The 5,942-nt window shown below is 50.2% G+C and carries 6 protein-coding genes; 2 read left to right on the top strand and 4 right to left on the bottom strand.

What is annotated here, in order from left to right:
• Window positions 1–168 precede the first annotated feature (168 nt).
• The 3 genes from AC5M9B_RS04250 to AC5M9B_RS04240 form a co-directional block, all read right to left on the bottom strand.
• Complete coding sequence (locus AC5M9B_RS04250; protein WP_487648294.1) at window positions 169–1,056, bottom strand: segregation and condensation protein A; 888 nt, start codon at window positions 1,054–1,056, stop codon at window positions 169–171.
• A 210-nt stretch (window positions 1,057–1,266) separates the two neighbouring features.
• Window positions 1,267–1,725, bottom strand: a complete 459-nt coding sequence (locus tag AC5M9B_RS04245) for a hypothetical protein (protein WP_487648293.1) — start codon at window positions 1,723–1,725, stop codon at window positions 1,267–1,269.
• Between the two features lies 1 nt (window position 1,726).
• A complete protein-coding gene (locus AC5M9B_RS04240) occupies window positions 1,727–2,503 on the bottom strand; it encodes a tRNA threonylcarbamoyladenosine dehydratase (RefSeq protein ID WP_209282827.1) in 777 nt (258 codons plus the stop codon).
• Between the two features lie 193 nt (window positions 2,504–2,696).
• Here AC5M9B_RS04240 and AC5M9B_RS04235 point away from each other — a divergent pair, with 193 nt between their 5' ends.
• Entirely contained in the window at window positions 2,697–3,161 is a 465-nt protein-coding gene (locus AC5M9B_RS04235; RefSeq protein ID WP_003755397.1) for a universal stress protein, read from the top strand.
• A gap of 229 nt (window positions 3,162–3,390) precedes the next feature.
• On the opposite strand, the gene AC5M9B_RS04230 is transcribed toward AC5M9B_RS04235, so the two are convergent.
• Window positions 3,391–4,659, bottom strand: a complete 1,269-nt coding sequence (locus AC5M9B_RS04230; protein WP_487648292.1) for an Nramp family divalent metal transporter — start codon at window positions 4,657–4,659, stop codon at window positions 3,391–3,393.
• Window positions 4,660–5,215: 556 nt separating this feature from the next.
• Here AC5M9B_RS04230 and AC5M9B_RS04225 point away from each other — a divergent pair.
• Window positions 5,216–5,587, top strand: coding sequence for an ACP-like domain-containing protein (locus AC5M9B_RS04225; protein ID WP_487648291.1), 372 nt, complete (start codon window positions 5,216–5,218; stop codon window positions 5,585–5,587).
• The last annotated feature ends 355 nt before the right edge of the window (window positions 5,588–5,942 follow it).

Here is a 5,942-nt window from a genome sequence, read left to right as displayed (position 1 = left end):
GCCTTAGCTCAAAGAGAACGATTCTCTAAGGTGCTGAAGCACCAAGTGAATCGGTTCCGTACTATCTGTACTGTCTGTGGCTTCGTCGCCCTGTCCTGATTTAAAGTTAATCCACTATATAAAGGGCAGTTGATTAAAATGGGTATGGCTTTGCCAAGCGTGAAATCATCATGCCGTTTCGCCTTCAACGTCAGCGGCGGGGTCGTCTGAAACACCCTCTTCCGCTTCCGGGCGTTCTAAATTTTCCTGTTTCAGGCTGATTTCGATTTCGCCGTAGCTGTCCGGCTGGACGATGCGGACCAAACCTTCTTTGGCAAGCTCCAACAGCGCGATGAAATTGACGACCACATACGCCGCGCCCTGCTCCGGTTTGAACAAATCGCTGAATTTGCATATCCCGCTCTCGTTCAGACGACGTAAAACCGCCGTCATCTGCGCACGCACGGAAATGGTTTCCTGAATCACTTCATGGCTGCGCGTATGTTTCGCCCGCGACAAAATGCCCAACCACGCCTGCGTCAAATCGGCGACATACACCTCCGGCAGCTTCGCCTCGACCGCGATTTCCAACGGCAGATACGCCCAAGCAAAATCCCGTCCCGCGCGCGGCAACGCATCCAAACCCTGCGCCGCCAGCTTCATCTGTTCGTAAGCCAAAAGGCGGCGCACCAGCTCGGCACGCGGATCCGCCTCTTCATCCTCGACCTCTTCGGGACGCGGCAGCAGCAGGCGAGATTTGATTTCAATCAGCATCGCCGCCATCAAAAGATATTCCGCCGCCAAATCAAACTGATACGCTTCCATTTGGGCGATATAGTGCAGATATTGCTCGGTAATCTTCACCATCGGAATATCGAGAACGTCGATATTCTGTTTGCGGATAAGGTAAAGCAGCAAATCCAACGGCCCTTGGAAGCTGCTTAAGACAACCTTCAAAGCATCGGGCGGAATAAACAAATCCTGCGGCAAATCGGTAACGGGCTGACCGAATACCCACGCGACCGTGTGTTCAGACGACGTTGCCGCAGTGGGAGATATAAGGTGTTCTGAAGGCATGATTAGAGGAGCTTTTTCTTATTAGGTTCGTTGGGTGGTTAATCAATAACAGGGTCGTCTGAAAACACAGCGGGTTTCGCCAAAACGAGTGCAGTATAGTGGATTAAATTTAAATCAGGACAAGGCGACGAAGCCGCAGACAGTACAAATAGTACGGCAAGGCGAGGCAACGCCGTAATGGTTTAAATTTAATCCACTATAAAACAAAAATCAGCCTTTTTTGCGTTGGCTTTTCAAAGAAGCGATGGCGATAGCAAGCGTTTGCGCCAACGCCATGCCCAGCAGTGGCAAAGCGGCGAAAAACGAACCGATCAGCACCGTAACGGCATCGCGGGAAAACACAAAACCATCGCGCGCCAGCATCGAAATTATCCAAGCCAATAGCAACATCCACTCGCAGCCGACCAAAAACCAAATCATCCCGACTGAGCAGCGTTTGCGCCACTTCATGATGGCAGCGTGCAAAAGGCTGAATATCGGAACGGACAGGAAAGGATAAAGGAAATTGGTAAACGGCCGCGGATAGCCGTCCTGAAAACACAAATAATCGCCCGACTGCATGTCGCATCCCATTGTGCCAAACATCGGATCGACGGCATACATCAGCACGCCGAACCACACCGCATAAATCAGGCTACCGATAAAATAGGCTTTAAAAAATCGGGTCATCTCATTTCCGTCCCGCAATATGTTCCACCGCCGCCTGCACACAATACAGCCCAAACGAAGCCGTCACCAGCATACTCGCCCCGTAGCCCGCGCAGGACAGCCCTTGCGGCGCGGCATCGGTCGAACACGCTTCGCCCGATTGCGGCGGCGTAATGTTTTCAGTCGAGAACACACACGGCACGCGCATTTTTTCTTTGGTATCGCGGCTGAAGCCGTAGCGTTTGCGCAAGGTGTAGCGCAGGTTGGCAAGCAGCGGGTCGTGGGTTACGCGGCTCAAATCGGCGGTTTGAATCAACGCCGGATTTTTCTGTCCGCCCGCGCCGCCACTGAGGATAAACGGCTGTTTGTGTTGCACAAAATAAGCCACCATCGCCGCCTTGACGCGAACTTGATCTATCGCGTCGATCACAAAGTCGAAAGGTCGTCTGAAAAGCGTTTCCAGATTGTCTTCCGTCACAAAATCCTCGATTTCCTCCACTTCACATTGCGGATTGATTTGGGCAATGCGTTCGCGCAACGCCGTCACCTTCGCCTTGCCGAAATCATCGGTCAAAGCGTGCAATTGGCGGTTGACATTGGACTCGGCGACGTTGTCCAAATCAATCAAGGTCAAACGACCGATGCCCGTCCGCGCCAAAGCCTCCACTGCCCAAGAGCCTACCCCGCCCACGCCGACCACGCAGACGTGTGCGCGCGAAAACCGCTCCAGTGCTTCATCTCCGTAGAGTCTGGCAATACCGCCGAAACGGCGCGAAGGAAGAAAAACGGTGTCGTTCATACCCAACCTTGTGATATATCAATAAATGAATGAAAATCAACGCAAAACGCTGCGGACGAATGCGACACATATTATACTGGAAAGCAGACGGGCTGTTGCAGCAGCCCGAAAGAGTCTATAATCGTTTCATATCGGACCCTTCCCAACCGCATGAAACAAAGTGCCGCCTGCGGCGCAAAAAGGAGAATGAACTATGTACAAACATCTGGTTGTAGCCGTTGACGGCAGCGAAACTTCCCTCAACGCCCTGAAACACGCCGCCGAGTTAGCAAGCGTCAACAACGCCCGCCTGACTTTGGTACACGTCGCCAACCCCGCCGAATACATGGCGCTCGCTCCCGAATTCCTGCAACACGAAAGCTACGAAGCCGCCGCCGTCGCCCAAGGCAACGAAGTCTTGGACTTCGCTGAAAAAACCGCCCGCGAAAACGGCGTGGAAAACATTGTCAAACACCTGCTGGTAGCCAACAAAGGCGCGCGCGAAATGGCGCAGGATTTGGTCGATTACGCCGATGAAAACGGCGCCGACCTGCTGGTACTCGGCACACACGGCCGCACCGGTCTGATGCACCTCCTGATGGGCAGCTTCGCCGAAACCGTAATGCGCCAAAGCCACCTGCCGCTTCTGATTATCCGCAGCAAAGCGGAAGAAGCGTAAGGGTTTGCCCTATTGAAGAAGGTCGTCTGAAATCTCAAACTAAGATTTTCAGACGACCTTCTTTCATCTTATTTCAAATAGGTTTTACGAATTATTGATTATAATCATGAAATTCGTAATATCATTCACCTATACCAATAAATAACTTCTTCCCCAAACCAAACCCATAACAAAAAGGTCGTCTGAAAACCAAAATCCGGTTTTCAGACGACCTTTGTTTTGATCTGGCTTACTTAGGTGCAGCCAAGATGCCGGTCAGGTTCAATAGGAACAATACCGTAAATCCGGTCAGGTAAATCAAGCCGAGGATGGCGAGGAAGTTCATGCCTGCCGTCAGCTTGTGGCGTTCGTCGCCTTTAACGAGGCGGTAGTTCAGCCAAGCGAACACGGGAGCGGCAATGAAGGCGGTAATCATGGCGAATTTGAGCAGCTCTGCCATCGCGCTGTTGAACCAGAAAATCACTGCCAAGCCCGTACCTGCGACCCAAACGTTCCAGGCAAAGAGTTCGACGTTGCCCGTTTTGTCTTTGCCGCGCAGCAGGCGCACCGGCTCGGCAATCGCGCGCGCGTAGCCGTCCACTACGGTAATCGTTGTGCCGTACATGCAGGCGAAGGCGATAAACGCCACCATAGGACGCGACCAGTCGCCGATGGTGACGGCGTACATATTGATCAGTTGACCGACGTATTTGCCGCCCGCCATCTGCACTGCTTCGCCGTTGCCGTACTGCACATACGCGCCCAAGGCGAGGAAGACGACCGCCAACACTGCGCTAGTGATGTAGCCGACGTTGAAATCGAAAATACCGTCGCGGTAGCTGGAAGGATTGATGCGTTGTTTTTCCGTTACCCACAGCGAGTTGATAGCAGAAATTTCAATTGGCGCCGGCATCCAGCCCATCAGCGCGATTAAGAAGCCCAAGCCTGCCAGTGTCCATGGGGTAGGCTCGATAAAGTCGGGTTTCATCTGCATGCCGCGCGACATGGCGATGGCGGCTGCGGCGACTGTGGCAATCGTCAGGCTGACGATGATGATTTTGGAAACATTGTCCAAAGCCTTGTAGCGTCCGCTCGCCAAGATAATCAGACAGGAAGCCATAATCAGCGCGGAGATTGCGCCGACATTCAGCGTCAGCGAAGGAATTGACATTTTGACGATGGCAGCGGTCACGATGGCGACCGCACCCGCGTTAATCGTTGCCGATACGACGCATAAAATCAAGAATACCCACAAGTAAACGCGGCTTTTCTCCGCATAGCCTTCAATCAGGCTTTTGCCCGTATCCAGCGTGTAATGCGCGCTGAAACGGAAAAACGGGTATTTGAAGAGGTTGGTCAAAATAATAATCAATGCAAGCTGCCAGCCGTAAAGCGCGCCCGCCTGCGTCGAGGCAATCAGGTGCGAGCCGCCGACCGCCGCCGAAGCCATCATGATTCCAGGCCCCAGAGCGTTGATTTTGCTTTTCCAAGTCGAAGCGTGTGTGTGTTGTTCAGACATCATTCTCTCCGTCTTTTTTCAGACGACCTTCACAAAAAAAAGGCGTATTTTAACGTAAATCAAGAGATTATCTAACAGACATTTCGGATATTTCATGCCGAAATATGTTAAAAATAAGCTGTACCGAATCGAAAATCTCCAATTATCAGCATTTTGTGGCTAGAAACCTTTTTCAGACGACCTTGTATCGCTTTTTATACCCAATCAGGGCAGCACCCGAAAAACAACATACTTAATATCTAATTTGGGGTTAGTGTTGTGCAGAGGCTTTCAGGTACTTACTTTGATGATAAACTTTTATAAAAAAATCAATACCCGAAAATAAAAGAAAAACAATAAAATAAGTTATTTTGTTATGATAAATTTTCAACTTATTTAATTTCGTACAACCAGAATAACCCTTCCCGAAAATTTCTTTGTATAGCTTTGCATATCTGCATATTGTATATTTTTTCGGAACGGATAAAATATGTTCTGCTTTCAAAACAAAGCAAGGATGGCGCCGGATAGTCCACGCCACACATCACTCTTTTCTCACTTTATGGAGTAATACCAGATGAAATTCTTATCTGCCGCTATTGTAGCCGTTCTGACTGCCGGTGTTTCCATGACTGCCGCTGCCGCTCCTGCTGGCTACGTTCCTTACAAATGCGACAACGGTAAAAAACTGAATGTCGTTTACGAATTTGACCGCAGTGGTAATGCAGTAGGCGCATCTGCAAATGCAGCAGGCAAACAAATCAGCCTGCGCGTTGACAAACGCCAATCAGACAGCACCGGTACAACCTTCACCAACAAACGCGGCTTCTCTATGTCTGCCGGTTACATCGACAAAAACACCCACGCCACTTCCGAAGTTGTGGGCGTAACCGACTCACGCAACCGCTTCATCGTGAAAAACTGCGAACCTGTTAACATCGACCGCTAATAACGGAACGATTTGAGATTTAAAACAGGTCGTCTGAAATCTAAACAAGGTTTCAGACGACCTATTGTTTTATCTGTCCTTTTAAAATCTTTCAATCCGATTTCAGCTACTTATCCGGTCGTGTAAAATAGATATACCGCTGATGAATTCAGCACAGTCAGCGTATCGTCAAGCTAAGCCTTTTTGAGTTTTAAATTTTAATGAGGAAGCGCATTATTATCCTGCGACGGTAAAACTAAGATCAGCATGGCGCTCTTCATCGCTCAGCAGAGTATCAAAATATAGTGGATTAACTTTAAACCAGTACGGCGTTGCCTCGCCTTGCCGTACTATCTGTACTGTCTGCGGCTTCGTC

The sequence above is a fragment of the Neisseria flava genome, from assembly GCF_982712965.1.
This window is presented reverse-complemented; position numbering and strand designations above follow the sequence as displayed.

Coding starts and splice junctions, on each gene's coding strand:
- AC5M9B_RS04250 (WP_487648294.1), bottom strand. CDS start 1,056: ATGCCTTCAGAACACCTTATATCTCCCACTGCGGCAACGTCGTCTGAA.
- AC5M9B_RS04235 (WP_003755397.1), top strand. CDS start 2,697: ATGTACAAACATCTGGTTGTAGCCGTTGACGGCAGCGAAACTTCCCTC.
- AC5M9B_RS04225 (WP_487648291.1), top strand. CDS start 5,216: ATGAAATTCTTATCTGCCGCTATTGTAGCCGTTCTGACTGCCGGTGTT.
- AC5M9B_RS04240 (WP_209282827.1), bottom strand. CDS start 2,503: ATGAACGACACCGTTTTTCTTCCTTCGCGCCGTTTCGGCGGTATTGCC.
- AC5M9B_RS04230 (WP_487648292.1), bottom strand. CDS start 4,659: ATGTCTGAACAACACACACACGCTTCGACTTGGAAAAGCAAAATCAAC.
- AC5M9B_RS04245 (WP_487648293.1), bottom strand. CDS start 1,725: ATGACCCGATTTTTTAAAGCCTATTTTATCGGTAGCCTGATTTATGCG.